The 17,263-nt window shown below is 69.1% G+C and carries 13 protein-coding genes; 8 read left to right on the top strand and 5 right to left on the bottom strand.

From position 1 onward, the window contains the following. Positions 1–21: 21 nt before the first annotated feature. Complete coding sequence (locus tag CFP71_RS23170; RefSeq protein WP_093936042.1) at positions 22–1,245, bottom strand: hypothetical protein; 1,224 nt, start codon at positions 1,243–1,245, stop codon at positions 22–24. 134 nt (positions 1,246–1,379) lie between these two features. After that, entirely contained in the window at positions 1,380–4,331 is a 2,952-nt protein-coding gene (locus tag CFP71_RS23175; RefSeq protein WP_093936043.1) for an AfsR/SARP family transcriptional regulator, read from the bottom strand. Between the two features lie 141 nt (positions 4,332–4,472). Between CFP71_RS23175 and CFP71_RS23180 the strand changes: the two genes are divergently transcribed. Continuing rightward, complete coding sequence (locus tag CFP71_RS23180) at positions 4,473–5,129, top strand: hypothetical protein (protein ID WP_093936044.1); 657 nt, start codon at positions 4,473–4,475, stop codon at positions 5,127–5,129. Between the two features lie 43 nt (positions 5,130–5,172). Beyond that, positions 5,173–6,744 carry an alkaline phosphatase D family protein gene (locus CFP71_RS23185; RefSeq protein ID WP_093936045.1) on the top strand — a complete coding sequence of 524 codons (1,572 nt, stop codon included), beginning with the start codon at positions 5,173–5,175 and terminating at the stop codon, positions 6,742–6,744. Between the two features lie 106 nt (positions 6,745–6,850). On the opposite strand, the gene CFP71_RS23190 is transcribed toward CFP71_RS23185, so the two are convergent. Together CFP71_RS23190 and CFP71_RS23195 are read right to left on the bottom strand one after the other, a co-directional pair. After that, positions 6,851–7,855 (bottom strand): winged helix-turn-helix domain-containing protein, encoded by a 1,005-nt coding sequence (locus CFP71_RS23190; protein WP_093936046.1) that lies wholly within the window; start codon positions 7,853–7,855, stop codon positions 6,851–6,853. Between the two features lie 144 nt (positions 7,856–7,999). Continuing rightward, complete coding sequence (locus CFP71_RS23195; protein ID WP_093936047.1) at positions 8,000–9,160, bottom strand: glycoside hydrolase family 88/105 protein; 1,161 nt, start codon at positions 9,158–9,160, stop codon at positions 8,000–8,002. Positions 9,161–9,309: 149 nt separating this feature from the next. Between CFP71_RS23195 and folP the strand changes: the two genes are divergently transcribed. Continuing rightward, complete coding sequence (folP, locus tag CFP71_RS23200; RefSeq protein WP_093936048.1) at positions 9,310–10,176, top strand: dihydropteroate synthase; 867 nt, start codon at positions 9,310–9,312, stop codon at positions 10,174–10,176. On the opposite strand, the gene CFP71_RS23205 is transcribed toward folP, so the two are convergent. Next, positions 10,173–11,687, bottom strand: coding sequence for a sensor histidine kinase (locus CFP71_RS23205; RefSeq protein WP_093936049.1), 1,515 nt, complete (start codon positions 11,685–11,687; stop codon positions 10,173–10,175). The two genes, folP and CFP71_RS23205, sit on opposite strands and share 4 nt — an antisense overlap. Before the next feature lie 258 nt (positions 11,688–11,945). Here CFP71_RS23205 and CFP71_RS23210 point away from each other — a divergent pair, with 258 nt between their 5' ends. The 5 genes from CFP71_RS23210 to CFP71_RS23230 all read left to right on the top strand — a co-directional run bounded on the left by CFP71_RS23210 (position 11,946) and on the right by CFP71_RS23230 (position 17,008). Next, positions 11,946–13,007, top strand: a complete 1,062-nt coding sequence (locus CFP71_RS23210; protein ID WP_093936050.1) for an ABC transporter substrate-binding protein — start codon at positions 11,946–11,948, stop codon at positions 13,005–13,007. 16 nt (positions 13,008–13,023) lie between these two features. Then, a complete protein-coding gene (locus CFP71_RS23215; protein ID WP_093936051.1) occupies positions 13,024–13,806 on the top strand; it encodes an ABC transporter ATP-binding protein in 783 nt (260 codons plus the stop codon). Further along, a complete protein-coding gene (locus tag CFP71_RS23220) occupies positions 13,793–14,686 on the top strand; it encodes an ABC transporter permease (protein WP_093936052.1) in 894 nt (297 codons plus the stop codon). The genes CFP71_RS23215 and CFP71_RS23220 overlap by 14 nt, the downstream gene beginning before the upstream one ends. Before the next feature lie 27 nt (positions 14,687–14,713). Beyond that, positions 14,714–15,730, top strand: coding sequence for an iron-siderophore ABC transporter substrate-binding protein (locus CFP71_RS23225; RefSeq protein WP_093936053.1), 1,017 nt, complete (start codon positions 14,714–14,716; stop codon positions 15,728–15,730). A 348-nt stretch (positions 15,731–16,078) separates the two neighbouring features. Further along, positions 16,079–17,008, top strand: a complete 930-nt coding sequence (locus CFP71_RS23230; RefSeq protein ID WP_093936054.1) for an acyl-ACP desaturase — start codon at positions 16,079–16,081, stop codon at positions 17,006–17,008. Positions 17,009–17,263: the final 255 nt, after the last annotated feature.

Genomic DNA, 17,263 nt, shown 5'->3' on the forward strand with positions numbered 1-17,263 from the left:
GCCTTCGCGATCAGGAGTGCGTCAGCACTTCGGTGCGACCGGCAGATCCGAACCGGTCTGCAGGTAGGTGTCGGAGATGTAGTGCCCCGGGCCGATCCGGTCCCAGATGTTGCTGGTGCCGAACTTGCCGGTGACGGTGTCGCCCTCGACGTAGCATTCGATGTTGACCTTGGCGTAGTTCGCCGCGAGGCCCTTGATCGCCGCGCTCGTGCTCGCCGACGCCCGGACGTTCATCGGGTCGCCCGCCGTGCTGACGACGCCGGTCGGGCCGGAGCCGGTCCACAGGTAGGAGACGTTGACCCAGCCGTTGTCGGTCATCTTCAGGCCGTCCCAGAAGGTGCCGTCCGCGAGGTCGATCCCCGCCGGGTTCGCCACCTTGCGGCCGAACTCGTCCTTGCCTCCGTTGTAGCCGTCCTGGTACGCGGCCTGCGCCTCGGGCTTGCCCTGCGGGAGGTTCTTCCACATCTGACGGGTGGCCGACGGGTTCCAGTAGTCGTCCTTGGTGTTCCACGGGCCGACGTCCCACACCGGCGCGTACTCGCAGCGGCTGTTGTCGGTGCGGCAGATCCGCACGGTGTAGTTGCCGGTGTTCTTCGGCGCGAGACCGCGGCCCGAAGGCAGGGCGACGAAGTGGTCGCGAGACTTGATCACGTGCCCGTTGGCGGTGGTGCCGCCGACGAGACCTTCGCGGGTGCCGAACACCTTGTACGTCAGCGGGGCCGCCGCCGCGCCGATCGCGTTGACCTGCGGGCCGAGCTCACCCTGGAGGGTGACGTCGCTGACCTTCGCGGTCACGCCGTCGTTCACGGTGCGCAGTCCGATGCGGACCTGGACCGTGGAGACCGAAGTGGACAGCTGCGCGGCGCCACCCTCGGTGGGCGTCCACTCCGTCCAGTCGTTCGAGTTGAGCTTGCCGCGGACGTCGACCTCGACCTCGGTGCCCTTCGGCGCGTCGGCGGTCACCTGGGCGGTGACGCGGTTGACCGGCTTCCCGAGCTGCTGCTCGGCCAGCAGCAGGTAGCCCTGGCTGCCGATGGAGTCGGGTTTTCTGTGCCAGGCGGCGTTTTCCAGGCTGAGCACGCCACCGTCGCTGCGGACGTTGACGTCGTCACCATCCACAGTGGACAGATCGGCGCGCCAGGTTCCCTCAGGCGCCGCGTTCGCGGGGCCGGCGGCCAGCGCGGTGACCGCCCCCATGGCCAGCACGGCCGCCATCACACGGCGGGCCTTCACGGTCCGGACCATTCCGGTCTCCCTTCAAGCACTCTCGGTTGCTACGAAGGGAGCTTCTCCGGGACCTGTACACGATCGATACAAACGCGAATCGGCACCTGATCGCGGTGGGTGAACCCGCGTTCAGGTGCCGACTGGTGAAAGGGTCAGGCGCTCGCGGAGTCGCCGTAGGACGCTTCGGCGGACTCCTGCAAGCGCGAGGCGAGCGCGGATTCCTGTGGCCGCGCGGAAAGCTCCCGCCACAACGCCAGCGCGCGTTCCGAATAGGTCCGCGATCGCTCGGGCTGGCTGAGCGCCTCGTGCAGTTCCCCCAGCAACTGCGAGACCTCGGCCTCGGACCGGCGGTCCCCGTTGCGCCGGTGCACGCTCAGCGAATTGACCAGCAGCAGCTGCGCGTGCGCCAGATCGCCGCTGTGCAGATACAGCTCGCCGAGGTTCTGGTTCGCGTAGCCGACGCAATGGTCGTCGCCCAGTTCGTTGAAGATCGCGATGGCGCGGTCGACCCGTTCCCGCGCGCCCGCGAGATTGCCCTGATGCTGCCTCAGCATCGCGAGCCGCTTCAACGCGTGCGCCTCCCGGTGCCGGTCGCCGATCCGCGCGGACTGTTCGAGCGCTTCGGTGAACCACTGTTCCGCCTCGGGGAACCGGCGCCGGGCCAGCCACACCGCGCCGATCGCGATCCGCGAGACGGCCTCGCCGTGCGGGTCCCCGGCCGCCGAGAACTGGTCGAGCGCCTCGTGACAGCGCTCCAGCGCGACGGTGTCCTCGCCCTTGATCCGCAGCACGGTGCCGAGCCCGGCCAGCGCGATCGCCGCGCCCCGCGCCTCGCCGACCTTGTCGAACAGCAGTTGCGACTGCTCGAACGCGATCAGGGCCTCGGCGTAACTGTCCTGGTACAGCTGGACCTGGCCGAGGTTACGCTGGATGATCGCCTCCCCGCGAAGCTCGCCGGACCGGCGAGCGGCGGCCAGCGCGACGGCGTGCGTGTGCAGCCAGTCGTCCTGGTGGCCGCGCTGGTCGAAGTACGGCGCCAGCGCGGCGGCTAGCCGCCAGGCCAGTCCGTCGAAGCCGAGGTCGGCGGCCAGCGAGACGGCGGCGACGCAGGTGTGCCGTTCGGCGGCGAACCACGCGGCCGGATCCTCGATCAGGTGCCCGGTTCCCGGCGGGAGGGCGGGCTGGACGGCCGTGTCGTCCCGGTAGAGCCCGAAGAAGTGGATCGGCATCCGGTCCGCGGCTTCGAGCGCGAGCGCGAGATACCCCTCCAGCACCCGTTTCGTGGCGTCGTGCGCCTTCGACGGGATGTCGTGCGCGCGCAGTTCGGCGGCGTAACACCGCAGCAGATCGTGCAGGCGGTAACGGGGCTCGCCGGTGCCGTCCGAGCCGCTGAGCTCGACGAGGTGGGCGTCCACGAGCACGTCGAGGACGTCGTCCGCGTGCGCGCGGCCGAGCAGGGCCGCGACCACCCAGGCGGGGAACTGGACCGAACCGAGTCCACCCAGGCCGCGGAACGCGCTCGCCGCCGACATCGGCAGCAGGTCGTAGCTGAGCGTGACACTGGCCCGGACGGCCAGATCACCGACACGGAGTTCGTCGAGTCTTCGTCTTTCGTCCCGAAGCCTGTCGGCCAGTACGCGCAGCGTCCAGCCCGGCCGGTGGGTCAGCTTCGCCCCGGCGACCCGGATCGCCAGCGGCAGATACCCGCAGTGGTGCAGGATCGCGGTCGCGGACTCCGGCTCCGCGGCGAGCCTGCCGGCGCCGACGATACCTTCGAGCAGCTTCGCGGCTTCGGCCTCGGTTAGGAGGTCGACGTCGACCGGCGTGGCCCCGGCCAGATCCGGCATCCGCACCCGGCTGGTGATCAGCACCGCGCAGGCGCCCGCGCCGGGCAGGAGCGGCCGGACCTGCGCCGCGCTGCCGGCGTCGTCGAGGACGACGACCATCCGCAGCGTCGCCAGCCGGGATCGCAGCAGCGCCGCGCGTTCGGGGAGATCGCGCGGGAGCCCCGCGTCGGGGACGCCCAGCGCGCGGAGCAACTCGGCGAGCACGGTCATCGGGAGCCGGGGCGAGGACGACGTCCCGGCGAGATCGACGTGCAGCTGACCGTCCGGGAAGTCCTCCCGGACCGCGTGCGCCACCCGGATCGCGACCGAGGACTTGCCGATCCCCGGCGCCCCCGAAAGCACCGCGATCGCGGGTTTCCCCTGCTCGCGACGGTTGCGGAAGAGGTCGACGAGCTCGCCGACCACCTCGTCGCGGCCGGTGAAGTCCGGCAGGTCCAGCGGCAACTGACAGACCGGCGCCGCGGGCCGGACGAGCGCGACGGCCACGGCGTCCGACGCCAGGGAAGGCGCCAAGACCAGCGAAGCCCGCAGCTCCCGCAGCCGCGGCCCTGGTTCGGTGCCGAGTTCTTCGGCCAGCACCTTCTCGGCCGTCTCGTAGGCCTCGATCGCGTCGGCCGTGCGGCCGTCGGCCCGCAACGCGACGATCAGCTGCTGCCAGAGTTCTTCGCGCAGGGGATGCTCGGTGACCAGGCCGCGCAGTTCGGCGACGGCTTCGGCGGTGCGGCCGAGGTCGATCCTCGCGCGCAGCCGCTGTTCCTGGACCGCGAGCCGCAATTCCGTCAGCCGGGCCACGGTCGCGCCCCAGCCGTGGTCGTGGGGGAGCCCTTCGAGGACTTCCCCGCGCCACAGCGCTTCGGCTTGGTCCAGCAGGTCGAGAGCGGATTCGGCTTCCCCACGGCCGAGCGCGTCCTGGGCGCGGGCGGCCAATTCGCCGAACCTGATGTGGTCGATCTCCCCAGGAGTGGCTTTGAGGATGTAGCCGGACGCCCGGCTGCCGATGCGTTCCCCCAGTTCGGGATCGTGGTCGGCGAGACGTTTGCGGAGTGAGTGGACGTAGGTGCGGATGTTCGCCGCCGCGGAACGCGGAGCCGACGAGGGCCACAAGACCTCGATCAGCAGTTCCGTGGAGACGACGACGTTGGGTTGAAGCAGGAGAGCGGCGAGCAGCAGACGGGGTTTGGGGCCGCCGAGCGGCACCACTTGTCCGTCCACCGCCACTTCGAGCGGACCGAGAACGCGAAACCCGAGAATAGTCACCTAAACCGCCAATACGGCAGGAGCCCCATATCCGCCGATAATATTGCCGTCCCGCCATGCTGGCTAGATCCATTCGCATGCATGTGCAGACACCTGCCCGGTTTGTACGTGATGTGTACGACGCCGGTCGACGCTGAAGTCATGAAGCGTTCAAGTGTCCGGCGGCTCGCCGGTTTCTTTCTCGTGCTGGCGACGGCGGGCGCCTTGGGCCTCGCCGGAGCGACTCCCGCGCTGGCCGCGGCCACCGGGACCGTGAAGACGGCGGGTGATCCGCTCAACGTGCGCCGCGCCCCGAGCACCACCTCGACCGCGGTGCGCACGGTGGCCAACGGGGCCTCGGTGACCATCGACTGCCAGACGATCGGGACCGAGGTCACCGGCCCGCTGGGCAAGACGACGTTGTGGGATTACGTCCCCGCGCTCGGTGGCTACATCTCGGACGGTTACGTCTACACGGGTTCCGATCAGCGGATCGCCCCCGACTGCGGGGTCGGGTCCGGCAGCGCCGAATGCTCCACCGGCGTCTGCGCCGGCGAGGGGCAGTTCCGTTCATCGGATGCTCATTTCCTGGTTTACGACAAGGACGCCGACGGCAAGTCCGCCGTGGTCGCCTACTGGCTGAAGGGTGGCGCCGGCCCGTTCTACGTCTGGGCTTCCGGCGGCAACGGCACCCACGTCGACAAGGCCGTCCCGGTCGCGAAGGGATCGTGGGTCTATTACAAGGTCTGCGTCGCCAACGCCGCCGCGAATCCGACGCTCGAAGCGTGCAGTGGCGGCATCACCGATTACGCCGCGTGAAATCCCTCCCCGTTCTTTCCTCACTTCGAAAGGTTGAATTTTCATGGGCCAGGTGAATCGGCGAGCGGTACTCCTCGGTGGAGCCGCGGCGGTTTCGGCGGCGGCGCTGTCGTCGACGGTGCCTTCGTGGGCGAACGCGAGAACCTTGGCGGCGGCGCCCGCCATCCGCGACCCGTTCCAGCTCGGTGTCGCCTCGGGTGACCCCCTGCCGGACAGTGTCGTGCTGTGGACGCGGCTCGCTCCCGCGCCGCTGAACCCCGACGGTTTCGGCGGAATGCCGGACGCTTCGTACACAGTGGACTGGGAAATCGCGAACGACCAGGCGTTCTCTTCGATCGCGCAGAAAGGCACCGCGACCGCGGCCCGCGCCTCCGGGCACAGCGTGCACATCGAACCGGTCGGACTCGAACCGGGACGTGAATACTTTTACCGTTTCAAGACCAGTGGCTACATTTCGCCGGTCGGCCGGACCCGGACCGCCCCCGCGGCCGGTGCCGCGGTCAATCAGCTGAAGTACTGCTTCTCCTCCTGCCAGCACTGGGAGGAGGGCTGGTACCACTCGTACAAGGGCATGCTCGCCGACAATCCGGAACTGGTGCTGTTCCTCGGCGACTACATGTACGAGAAGAAGTCCGGCCGCGCCGCCGCCGAACGGAATCCGCGCAAATTGGCCTTCACCGACGAGGTGAAGACGCTGGCGCAGTACCGCGCCCGGCACGCCCAGCACAAGACCGACGCCGACCTGCAGAACGCGCACGCGATGGCCCCGTGGATCGTGGTCTTCGACGACCACGAGGTGATGAACAACTGGAACGGCACCACCAGCCCGGCCACCGCGGACCGCAAGACGGCAGGCTTCCAGGCCTTCTACGAGAACATGCCGATCCGGTCCACCGCCAAGCCGAGCGGCGCGTCGATCCGCCTGTACCGGCAATTCGGCTGGGGCAACCTCGCGCGGTTCCACATGCTCGACACCCGGCAGTACCGCAGCGCGCAGGTGCCCGACCCCTCCGGTTCGGCGGGCCCGTCGTGCACCGACATGCGGTCGACGTCGCGCGGCATCCTGGGCACCGCGCAGGAAGCGTGGCTGCTGAAGGCGCTGGAGACGCAGCCGGCGAAGTGGGACTTCCTCGGCCAGCAGGTCTTCTTCGCCACCCGCGACGGTGACGGCAACAAGGCGACCTGTGAGAGTCCCGATTCCTGGCAGGGTTACGAGGCCTCCCGCGACCGGATCGCGAAGGGCATCGTGGACCGCAAGGTGCCGAACCCGATCGTGCTGACCGGCGACGTCCACCGGCACTGGGCGGCCGATCTGCGCCGCGACTACTTCAACCACAACGACCCGGTTTTCGGTTCGGAGCTGGTGACGACCTCGGTCACGAGCAACAGCGACACCGCGACCGACCCGTCGTCGACGTGGCTCTCGAACAACCCGCACATCAAGTACTGCCGGGGAAAGCGCGGCTACGTGCGGGTGACGGCGTCGCAAACGCAGATGCGGGCCGATTTCATGACGGTCTCGGACACCACCGAGTACGACTTCTCGAAGGTGACCCTGGCCGCGGACCGCAGTTATGTGGTGGAAGCCGGGAAGCCGGGGCTGCAGAAGGTCTAGGGACACCGCCGGGCGGAAAGCGTCCTTCGCCTCGTCTCACGCGGTGAAGGACGCTTTCCGCGCATCGCATGCGGTGAAAGTCCCCTTCAGCCCACCGCCGCGCCGGTCATGAGAGCAGGTCCACCAGCGCGTCACCGCGAGGCGTCCGGACCACGAGGACGACCTGACCCTCGCGGTGCCGCTGGATCAGGCCCGCCGAGACGAGCTGCTCGCAGTGGTACGTCGCGGTGCTCGCGGCACACGACAGGAGATTCGCGATCTCGCCCATCCGGGCGGGTTTCCCGAGGTGCCGCAGCAGTTTCGCGCGGTGGGCGCCGACCACGAGGTCGAGCCCGTCGACACCGGGAGCCGTTTCGTTCCTGCCGGTCTCGAGCAGGCCGTCCAACCCCGGCAGGGGATAGCCGATCCAGATGGCGTCCTCTTCGTCGAAGTTGGACACCGCCGACCGGCAGCCCGCGAGCATCGGGACGAGGATCAGCTTGCGGCCGCGGGTGGTGTATCGCGCCGGTTCCGCGTCGGGCAGCAACAGGGAACCGTTGCTGAACCGGAAATGGGGCCGCAGCAGGCCGAGTACCGCGTCGGTCCCGCCACGGACGGAGGCGACCCCGATTCGTTCGATCTCGCGGTCGAGCAGGGGCCTGGCCTTGGTCCACAGGTTCTCGGTCGCCAGCCGGGTCGCGGTGAAGGCGTCCGCGAGGGAGGCGACCCACCGTCTCGGATGGTCGGCGGCCTGCCGCCACTGCGCGGGCAACCGGTCCCCGAAGACCTCTTCGATGCCCTTCAGGACGTCGGCTTCGGTCAGGTCGCGCAGCATTTCCGCCTGCGCCGCGGCGGAGGAGTCCTCGCCGGGGCTGATCGGGACGATGAAGTCCGGCTGCACCGAAGTGCCCCGGCGGGCGAGCGCGCTCGCCGCGCGGTATCCCTGCTCGGGGATCGCCGAGCCGACCTGGCGGCGCCAGGCGGCGGGCAGGCCGCGGTCGTACCCGCCGACCACCTCGACGAGCATCGAAACCAATGAGACGTGCGGAGAAACCGTCACACCTACCGGGATCGTGCTGGTGTCACCGAGTTCGAGCCGGGTATAAGAAGCCTGGGTTGGCGTCTCGCGCATCCGGTCGTCCCTCCTGGGAGTGGGCGTCGCAGCGTGCGATGTTAGCGCCTCCCGTCAATACCCGGCACTGGCCCCGAAAACGGCCGAAGGACACTTTCCCCAGGTCGGGCGCGGGGAAGGTGTCCTTCGGCCGGGGCGGCGACCTCAGCGGGCGAGTTGCTCATTCATGATGAGGAACGCGCCGAGACCGTGGAAATCGTTGGTGTTGCGTTTACGTCCGTAGTAATACGCGGTGTCGCCGACATTGGTGCCCTCGGAGATGTTCGCGATGTCGGTCAATCCGTCGGATCCGGTCGAAACCTGCGACAGGACCCCGCGATAGCCCTTCGCGGCCACCGGTCCGTACTCCGCGCCGATGTAGCCGCGTTCCACGGCACGGGAGAGCAGGAAGGTGTACATCGCCGAGGCCGAGGTCTCCAGCCAGTTGTCCTTGTCGCCGCCCCGGTCGACGAGCTGGAACCAGCGGCCCGAAGCCCGGTCCTGCCAGCGGGTGTAGCCCGCGGCGAGGAACCGGACGATGTCGGCGAGACGCCGTCGTCGCGGGTGTCCGGCGGGCAGGGTTTCGAGGAGGTCGATCGCCGTCATGCCGAGCCAGCCGATCGCGCGGGCCCAGTGGTACTTCGAATGCCGTCCGGCGCCCGACGCCCACGGTTCCGAGCCGTCTTCGTCGTAAGCGTGGTAGAGCAGGCCCTTGGCGGGCTCCTTGAGCCGGTCGAAGTACACGAGGACGTTCTTCGCGGCCTCTTCGTAGCAGTAGCCGGGATCGCCGAAGGTCTTGCCGTACAGCGCGAGGAACGGCTGCGCCATGTACACGCCGTCCGCCCACAGCTGCCCGGTCTTGCTCGTGGCGTGGAACATCCCGCCGTCGGACGTCCGGGGATAGGCCGGGAACCGGGCACGCAGCTGGTCCGCCGCGGTCTTGTACTTCGCCTGCCCGGTTTCGGTGTACAGCAAGGGGAACATCTGTCCGGAGCGCATCGCGTCGAGATTGGTGAAACCGTTCGAGATCCCGCTTTCGGTGACGAACCGGTCGTACCAGGCGAGGATGTAGTCGAGGTAGGCCTGCTCGCCGGTGCGCCGGTACACCAGGTACTGGCCGTAGAGGTAGAGCCCGCGCGTGTAGCCCCAGCCGCCGAGGGTGGCCGGAGTCCAGCGCTTCATCGTCGAATCGACGACGGCCCGCGAAAGGTCCACCGGCGCCGCGCCCGCCACGCCGGGCAGGGCGAGCGCGCCGAGGACGCCCGCGGTCCCCGCCAGTACCGTGCGCCGCGAAAGGCGTGCCGCGCGAAGAGGATCCGGTGACATTCGAGGCCCTTTCCTGCGCTGGGGAACGGCGATATTTCCTTGTGGGACAACGTCTACTCGCGTCTTCGACCTCGCGTCAAGAAAGATCCGATCTCTTCCCGCTGGGCGGCACTCTCCTTCGAAACCGCCCGCTCGCCTACGATCGGTCCGTGAACGAGCTGACCTTCCGCGGACGCCGCGTCGCCCGGGACCGCGCCCTGGTCATGGCGATCGTCAACCGCACCCCCGATTCCTTCTACGACAAGGGCGCGACCTTCGCCGATCCGGACGCGCTCGCGGCGGTCGCCAGGGCGGTGGCCGAAGGCGCGGACATCGTCGACATCGGCGGAGTCAAGGCCGGCCCCGGCGCGGACGTCGACGTCGAGGAAGAGATCCGACGGGTGGTCCCCTTCGTCGAACGGATCCGCGAACTGCACCCCGACCTGGTGATCAGCGTCGACACCTGGCGTCACGAGGTGGGCAGGCGCGCGGCCGAGGCGGGCGCGGACCTGCTCAACGACACCTGGGCGGGCGCCGACCCGAAGCTGGCCGAGGTCGCGGCGGAATTCGGCACCGGTTACGTCTGCTCGCACACCGGGAACGCCGTCCCGCGCACCCGCCCGTTCCGGGTCCGCTACCCGGACATCGTCGCCGACGTCGTCGCGGAGACCTCGGCGCTCGCCGAGGCGGTCGTCGCGCTCGGCGTCCCGCGCGAAGGGGTGCTGATCGACCCGACCCACGACTTCGGCAAGAACACGTGGCACAGCCTGGCGCTGCTGCGGCACGCGCGGGAGCTGGCCGACACCGGCTGGCCGGTGCTGATGGCGCTGTCCAACAAGGACTTCGTCGGCGAGACGCTCGGCGTGGAACTCGCGGAGCGGGTCGACGGGACCCTCGCCGCGACAGCCTGGGCGGTGGCCGAAGGGGCGAAGGTGTTCCGGGTGCACGAGGTGAAGCGCACCCGGCAGGTGCTGGAGATGATCGCGTCGATCCAAGGGACGCGGCCGCCCGCGCGCACGATCCGCGGACTCGCCTAGAGCGGGATCACGGCCGAAACCGTGGTGCCCGAGCCGGGTTCGCTCGCGACGGTCAGTTCGCCGCCGAGCGCGCGGACCCGGTCGCGGAGGCCGTGCAGCCCGGAACCGCCGTCGATGTCGGCCGTGCCGGTGCCGTCGTCGTGGACGTCCACCCGCAGGCCGTTCTCCTCGACCCGGATGCGCACGCGGACTTCCCGCGCCCGCGCGTGTTTCAGGCAGTTCGTGACAGCTTCCGACACGACGAAGTAGGCCGTCGCTTCGACGGCGCCGCCGATCCTCGGCACGTCCGCCGCCGCGAGGTCCACCGCGAGCGGGACCCGGTCCAGCAACGACCGGACCGCCGGGATCAACCCGGCCTCGGTGAGGATCGCGGGCCGCAGCCCGCGCGCGAGTTCACGCAGTTCGGTGATGGTGGCCTGGAGTTCGTCGACGGTACCGGTCAGCAGGGCCGCGACGCGCGGGGTCAGGTCGTTCCCGAGCCTTCGTTCGGCCATGCGCAACAACAGCACGACACTGACCAGCCGTTGCTGCGCGCCGTCGTGCAGATCCCGTTCGACGCGCCGCCGTTCGTCGTCGGCCGCGGCCACGATGCGGGCACGGGAGGCCTGGACCTCGACGAGGCGCTCCTCCAGTTCCGCGGCGAGCCGCTGGTTGTCCAGCACCAGCCCGGCGGCGGCGTTGAGCGCGTCGATCGAGCGGCTGTCCTTCCACACCTCGTCGTCCTGTACGAGCGCCGCCAGCCCGGAGCCGTCGCGTTCGAGCAGGAGGCGGATCATCTCCGCGTTGCCGACCCGCGCCCGCAGCACGCCGATCAGGAACGCCAGCGGCCACAGGCAGAACGAGATCCGGTAGACGTCGAGCAGCGGGCCGGACGCCGGATTCGCGGAACCGAGCGCGCTGCCCGCCGTGGTGCTCACCGCGCCGATCACGGCGATCGCGACGACGGGGGAGAGCAGCCGCCGCTGCGGAAGCCGTCCGGCGAGCCAGCGGTAGAGCAGCACCACCACGACCCCGGCGCCGATGAGCGCGCCGACCAGCTCCAGCAGCCGTTTGACCAGCTGTTCGGCCTCGGGGGACGCGGCGACCGCGGCGAGGTTCTTCGGATCGTCGTTGACCAGCAGACCGAGGACGGCCGCCCCGAAGACCACGGCGTATGCGGAGAAGGCGAGCACGCGTTCCCAGCGTGACCGGAGTTTCCCGTGGGGGAAGGCGAGCACGAGGTGCGCGATCACCGGGCTCGACGCGGCTGTCAGCGTCAGCCCGGCGGTGTGCGCGGCAGGAGCCTCGGCGAATTGCAGGTCTTCGGCGAACAACGCGAGCCCGGCCATCGCGATGAGCAGGCCGATGGGGTTCGAGGCGCGGCGAACATGCGCGACGGCGCCGGCGAGGAGGAAGAGGAACCCGGTCGTGGTGGACAGGGTGGTGTCGAGCACGGAGTGCGTGCCGTCGGCGATCTTGAGCGTCATCGCGACGACGCCCAGCCCGATCCCGGCGGTCAGCACGCCCGCCATCGCGACGGTCCGAGGGTGCCTCACCACTAAGCGTCATTCGCCCGTTCGGCCCGGACCGTTACACCGGGAGGGCGCCCGATCGGGCATCGTGGTCATGGGACGGCTGTCCTGGAATGTGGAACAGCTGTCTCGACTGGTGTCAAGGTTTCGCAGGATTATTCCCGTCATTCGGATGGCGATGCAGGTGTACGGCCGAACATGCGACTCTCGCGGCCACCACCCGAGGCCGAGCTGTATCCCCCGAAAGGCGACATTCCCGTGAGCACCCACCACAGAACCCGGTTCCTGGCCGCGGCACTCGCCGCCCTGACCCTGGGCGGAGGAATCACCGGGTGCTCACGCGCGGACAACGGCGCCGCTCCGGTGGAGCAGAAGAGCCAGGGCGCGGCGGCCGAGGTGCGGGTCGGTTTCTTCCCCAACGTGACGCACGCGCCCGCGCTGATCGGCGTCAAGAACGGCTACTTCGCCAAGGAACTCGGCTCGACGAAGCTCACCACGCAGACATTCAACGCCGGGCCCGAAGAGGTCAACGCACTGCTCGGCAACTCGCTCGACGTCGCCTTCATCGGCTCCGGGCCGGCGATCAACGCCTTCACCAAGTCCAAGGGCGCCATCCAGCTCGTCTCCGGTGCGGTCAGCGGCGGCGCGCAGCTGGTGGTGAAGCCCGAGATCACCGCGCCCGAACAGCTCTCCGGCAAGAACATCGCGACGCCGTCACTGGCGAACACCCAGGACGTCGCGCTCAAGAAGTTCATCGCCGAGAAGAAGCTTCCCGACGTCAAGATCACGAACCTCGACAACCCGAAGACGTTCGACGCCTTCAAGAAGGGCGAACTCGACGGCGGCTGGCTGCCGGAGCCGTGGTCTTCGCGGCTGGTGCTGGACGCGGGCGCGAAGGTCCTGCTGGACGAGAAGACCCTGTGGCCGGAAGGCAAGTTCCCGACCACCGTCGTGATCGTCCGCAGCGAGTTCCTTCAGCAGCACCCGGAAACCGTCACCGCCATCCTCAAGGGTGAACTCGCCGCCATCGACTGGGCGAAGACCAACCCCGCCGAGGCGAAGAAGGTGGTCAACGGAGAACTCAAGGCGCTCGCGGGCAGCACACTGAGCGAGGCGGTCCTCGACCGCGCGTTCTCCGGTATCGACCTCGGCATCGATCCGGTGGCGTCGACCTTCACCCAGCTCGCGCAGGACTCGGTGACCGCGGGCGTGGTGAAGTCCGCGGTGGACCTCAAGGGGTTCGCCGATTTCGGCCCGCTCAACGCCGTGCTCAAAGAGCAGGGCAAGCCCGGCGTGAACGCGCCCGGGCTGACGAAGTGACCGGAGGGGATCAGCGATGACGACCACCTTGGAGCCAGGCTTGTCCACCGGTGTCGCCGTGCGGCTCGACGGGGTCCGGAAGGCGTTCGGGCCGACCGGCCGCGCCGTCGTGGCCCTCGACGGGATGGACCTGACGGTCGCCCCCGGCGAGTTCGTCTGCCTGCTCGGCGCGTCCGGCTGTGGCAAGAGCACGCTGCTGAACCTGGTCGCCGGCCTCGACCGGCCGACGTCCGGCTCGATCACGCTGGAGACCTCCCGGCCCGCGGTGATGTTCCAGGAAGCCGCGCTGATGCCGTGGCTGACCGCGGCCCGCAACGTGGAACTGCCGCTGCGCCTCGCCGGGTTCAGCCGGACCGAACGCCGAGAGAAGGCGGCCGAGCTGCTGGAACTCGTCCGCCTCGGCGGCGCGGGCGACAAGCGGCCGCACGAGCTGTCCGGCGGGATGCGGCAGCGCGTCGCGCTCGCCAGGGCGCTGGCCGCGACCCTGCGCGTCGGCGGTGACCCGGAGCAGTCGCTGCTGCTGATGGACGAGCCGTTCGCCGCGCTCGACGCCATCACCCGCGACGTCCTGCAGGGCGAGCTGCTGCGCGTCTACCGCAGCACCGGCACCTCGGTGCTGTTCGTGACCCACGACGTCCGCGAGGCCGTCCGGCTCGGCCAGCGGGTCGTGCTGCTCTCGTCGCGGCCGGGCCGGGTCGTGCGGGAATGGCGCGACGTCCAGACCGCCGACGCCGAAGAGCTGACCTTGGAGATCACCGGTCACCTCCGGGAGGTGATCAGTACCCATGCCGCGGCTTGACCGCCCCGAAACCGCGGCGGAGGACGCCGACGAGGCCGTCGGCGCGGGACTCGACTCGCTCGACACCCCCACCGGTGAACGCCGGGAAAGCCGGGGGAAGCGATTCTTGCGCGGCTTCGTGCCGCCGGTCGTCTTCCTGGTCCTGCTGGTCGTGCTGTGGCAGGCGCTGTGGGCCGCCGCGTTCTGGCCGGAGTCGATGCTGCCCGCGCCGCTGGCGGTGTGGGACGAACTCGTCGGCATCACCGTCGACGGCGAGATCTTCGAGTTCGTGTGGACGTCGGTGCACCGGGCCGCGCTGGGCTTCCTGATCGGCGTGGTCATCGGGACCCCGCTGGGCTTGCTGGTGGCGAAGGTGCGGCTCGTCCGCTCGGCGGTCGGGCCGTTCCTGACCGGTCTGCAGAGCCTTCCGTCGGTGGCGTGGGTGCCGGCGGCGATCCTGTGGTTCGGGCTGAACGACGCGTCGATCTACTTCGTCGTCCTGCTGGGTTCCGTGCCTTCGATCGCGAACGGCCTCGTGTCGGGCATCGACCAGATCCCGCCGATCCTGCCGCGCGTCGGCCAGGTGATGGGCGCGAACCGGCTCTCGTCGGCGCGGCACATCCTGCTGCCCGCCGCGTTGCCCGGGTTCCTGGCCGGGCTCAAACAGGGCTGGGCGTTCTCGTGGCGCTCGCTGATGGCCGCGGAGTTGATCGCGCTGTCCCCGGCGCTCGGCAAGGGGCTCGGCGCGTACCTGAACGAAGGCTCGTCGTTCAACAGCATGGAAGCCGTGATCTCGGCGATCTTCCTGATCCTGCTGGTGGGCGTGGGCATCGAGCTGCTGGTGTTCCGGCCGCTGGAACGCTCGGTCCTGCGTGCCCGTGGTCTCACCGCGTCCCTTTAGGACTTTGGGCAGGCTAGCCTTACCCGCATGTCCGTTTCCGGTGTGCGGGTCAAGGTCGGCCTGACCGCGCTGATGATGTCGTTGCTGGTGGCCGGTTGCGGATCCTCGCAACCGGTCGACGAAACGCTGGTGCCGCCGGAATCCCGCGGCACCTTTCCGGTGACCGTCGAGCACAAGTACGGGGCGACGACGGTCGAGAAGCAGCCCTCGCGGGTCGTCACGCTCGGCCTGTCCGACCACGACGCCGTGCTGGCGCTCGGGATCAGGCCGGTCGGCGCCGTCGACTGGTTCAAGGAGCGGCCATACGGCAAGTGGCCGTGGACCCAGGCGCGCTGGGGCGAGAAGCAGCCGGAGATCGTCGGCGAACGCGACGACTTCAACCTGGAGAAGATCGCCGCGCTGAAGCCGGACCTGATCCTCGCCCAGTACAGCGGGATGAAGAAGGAGCAGTACGACAAGCTGTCGCAGCTAGCCCCGGTCGTCGCGCAGCCGCCGAAGTACGAGGACTACGCGGCGCCGTGGCAGGAGATGACCCGGATGGTGGGCCGCGCGCTGGGGCTCGCGCCGAAGGCCGACGACCTGATCGCCGGGATCGACCGGCGGTTCGCGCAGGCGCGGGCCGAGCACCCCGAGTTCGCGAAGCTGTCGATGGTCGTCGCCGACACCTTCGAGGCGGGCAAGTTCTCGGCCTTCACCACGACCGACCCGAAGATGATCTTCATGGCCGAGCTGGGTTTCCGGCCCTTCGACCCGGTGAAGGCGGAGAGCAAGCCGGAGAAGAACGTCGTCGAGGTCACCTCGGAACGGTTCGACCTGTTCGACGCGGACCGGCTGGTGTGGCTGAACTCCGACGTCGGCGCGGAGACCAGGGTGCGGGCCGATCCGGTGTACCGGAAGCTGAAGGTCTCGGCGGGCAAGCGGGATCTGTTCATCACCTACGAGAACCCGCCGGTCGGCGCCGCGATCTCGTTCAACACCGTGCTGAGCATCCCGTACGCGATCGAGCAGCTGGTGCCGAAACTGGCGGCCGTTCAAGGCTCGTGAGTGGCAAGGCTGGTTCTAACCGTCCTCACCACTCACGACCACCTGCACCGACTCGGTACTTTCGCGTGACTGGACGGACGGCACGTGTGATCAGACGGACGACACACGTGACTGGACGGACGGCACGGCGACGGCCGAGTCCCGCCGCGTGTCGTCCCTCTGATCACACGTGTCGTCCACTCGGTCACACGAAACCGCCCGGCCGTAGGTACCTGAAAACATGCTTGGCTCCAACAGCCCTTGCCACTCACGGGTCCGGGCGTTCATCTTCCGGAGGTGGCCTACCTACGGCACCGTAAGTTACGGTGTCGTAGGTAGCGTTTTCCGTACCCTGGAAGGACGAAGCGCATGGCGGTCCCCGAAACCACCCGGCTGATGCTCGAACTCGAAGGGACGGTCGAGGAGAACCTCAACCGCCATCTCGGGGTCGCCAAGGAATGGATGCCGCACGAATACGTCCCGTGGGACGAGGGCCGGAACTTCGCCGACCTCGGCGGGGAGGCGTGGGATCCCGGGCAGTCGCGGGTGTCGCCGATCGCGCGGACCTCGCTGGAGGTCAACCTCCTCACCGAGGACAACCTGCCGAGCTACCACCGCGAGATCGAGCGGGCCTTCGGCCGCGACGGCGCGTGGGGCACCTGGGTGCACCGCTGGACCGCCGAGGAAGGCCGCCACGGCATCTGCATCCGCGACTACCTGCTGGTGACGCGCGCGGTGGACCCGGTCGAGCTGGAGCGCATGCGGATGCAGACCATGGAGGCCGGCTACGACAGCGGCGACAAGGCGCTGCTGAACGTCTTCGCGTACGTGTCGTTCCAGGAGTTGGCGACGCGGATCTCGCACCGCAACACCGGGAAGTACACGCAGGATCCGATGTGCGAGAAGCTGCTCGCGCGGGTCGCGATGGACGAGAACCTGCACATGCTCTTCTACCGGAACCTGGTGCAGGCGTCGCTGGAGCTTTCCCCCGACGCGATGATGCGGGCCATCACCGACGAGGTCGTCCAGTTCCAGATGCCGGGCGCGGTGATCCCGAGCTTCGTGCGGAAGGCCGCGCTGATCGCGAAGGCGGGCATCTACGACCTGCGGATCCACCACGACGAGGTGATCTGGCCGTTGCTGCGGCAGTGGAAGATCTTCGAGCTCGAAGGGCTCGGCGAGGTGGGGGAGAAGGCGCGGGACGAACTCGATCAGTTCCTGAAGGCGCTCGACACCCAGGCGTCACGTTTCGAAGAGCGCCGGGCGGCCGCCGAGGCCCGCTCCGCCGCCCGGAAGTGACCGTGCCGGGATGTCATGAGGGGTCCCCTTAAGACGAAAAACGTCTTAAGGGGACCCCTCATGACATCCCTGCACGGCAACTTCCGGGCGGCGGCGCGGGCCTCGGCGGCCGCCCGGCGCTCTTCGAAACGTGACCCCTGGGTGTCGAGCGCCTTCAGGAACTGATCGAGTTCGTCCCGCTCCTTCTCCCCCACCGCGCCCAGCCCTTCGCGCTCCGGATCGGACTCGCGGCGGGCAGAGTGAGAGTGTAGAGTA

Source organism: Amycolatopsis thailandensis (assembly GCF_002234405.1).
GTDB classification, from domain to species: domain Bacteria; phylum Actinomycetota; class Actinomycetes; order Mycobacteriales; family Pseudonocardiaceae; genus Amycolatopsis; species Amycolatopsis thailandensis.

Excerpts from the sequence above, each read along its gene's own strand:
- CFP71_RS23170 (WP_093936042.1), bottom strand. The coding sequence starts at position 1,245 with ATGGTCCGGACCGTGAAGGCCCGCCGTGTGATGGCGGCCGTGCTGGCC.
- CFP71_RS23220 (WP_093936052.1), top strand. The coding sequence starts at position 13,793 with ATGCCGCGGCTTGACCGCCCCGAAACCGCGGCGGAGGACGCCGACGAG.
- CFP71_RS23225 (WP_093936053.1), top strand. The coding sequence starts at position 14,714 with ATGTCCGTTTCCGGTGTGCGGGTCAAGGTCGGCCTGACCGCGCTGATG.
- CFP71_RS23185 (WP_093936045.1), top strand. The coding sequence starts at position 5,173 with ATGGGCCAGGTGAATCGGCGAGCGGTACTCCTCGGTGGAGCCGCGGCG.
- CFP71_RS23215 (WP_093936051.1), top strand. The coding sequence starts at position 13,024 with ATGACGACCACCTTGGAGCCAGGCTTGTCCACCGGTGTCGCCGTGCGG.
- CFP71_RS23230 (WP_093936054.1), top strand. The coding sequence starts at position 16,079 with ATGGCGGTCCCCGAAACCACCCGGCTGATGCTCGAACTCGAAGGGACG.
- CFP71_RS23195 (WP_093936047.1), bottom strand. The coding sequence starts at position 9,160 with ATGTCACCGGATCCTCTTCGCGCGGCACGCCTTTCGCGGCGCACGGTA.
- CFP71_RS23190 (WP_093936046.1), bottom strand. The coding sequence starts at position 7,855 with ATGCGCGAGACGCCAACCCAGGCTTCTTATACCCGGCTCGAACTCGGT.
- CFP71_RS23180 (WP_093936044.1), top strand. The coding sequence starts at position 4,473 with ATGAAGCGTTCAAGTGTCCGGCGGCTCGCCGGTTTCTTTCTCGTGCTG.
- CFP71_RS23205 (WP_093936049.1), bottom strand. The coding sequence starts at position 11,687 with ATGGCGGGCGTGCTGACCGCCGGGATCGGGCTGGGCGTCGTCGCGATG.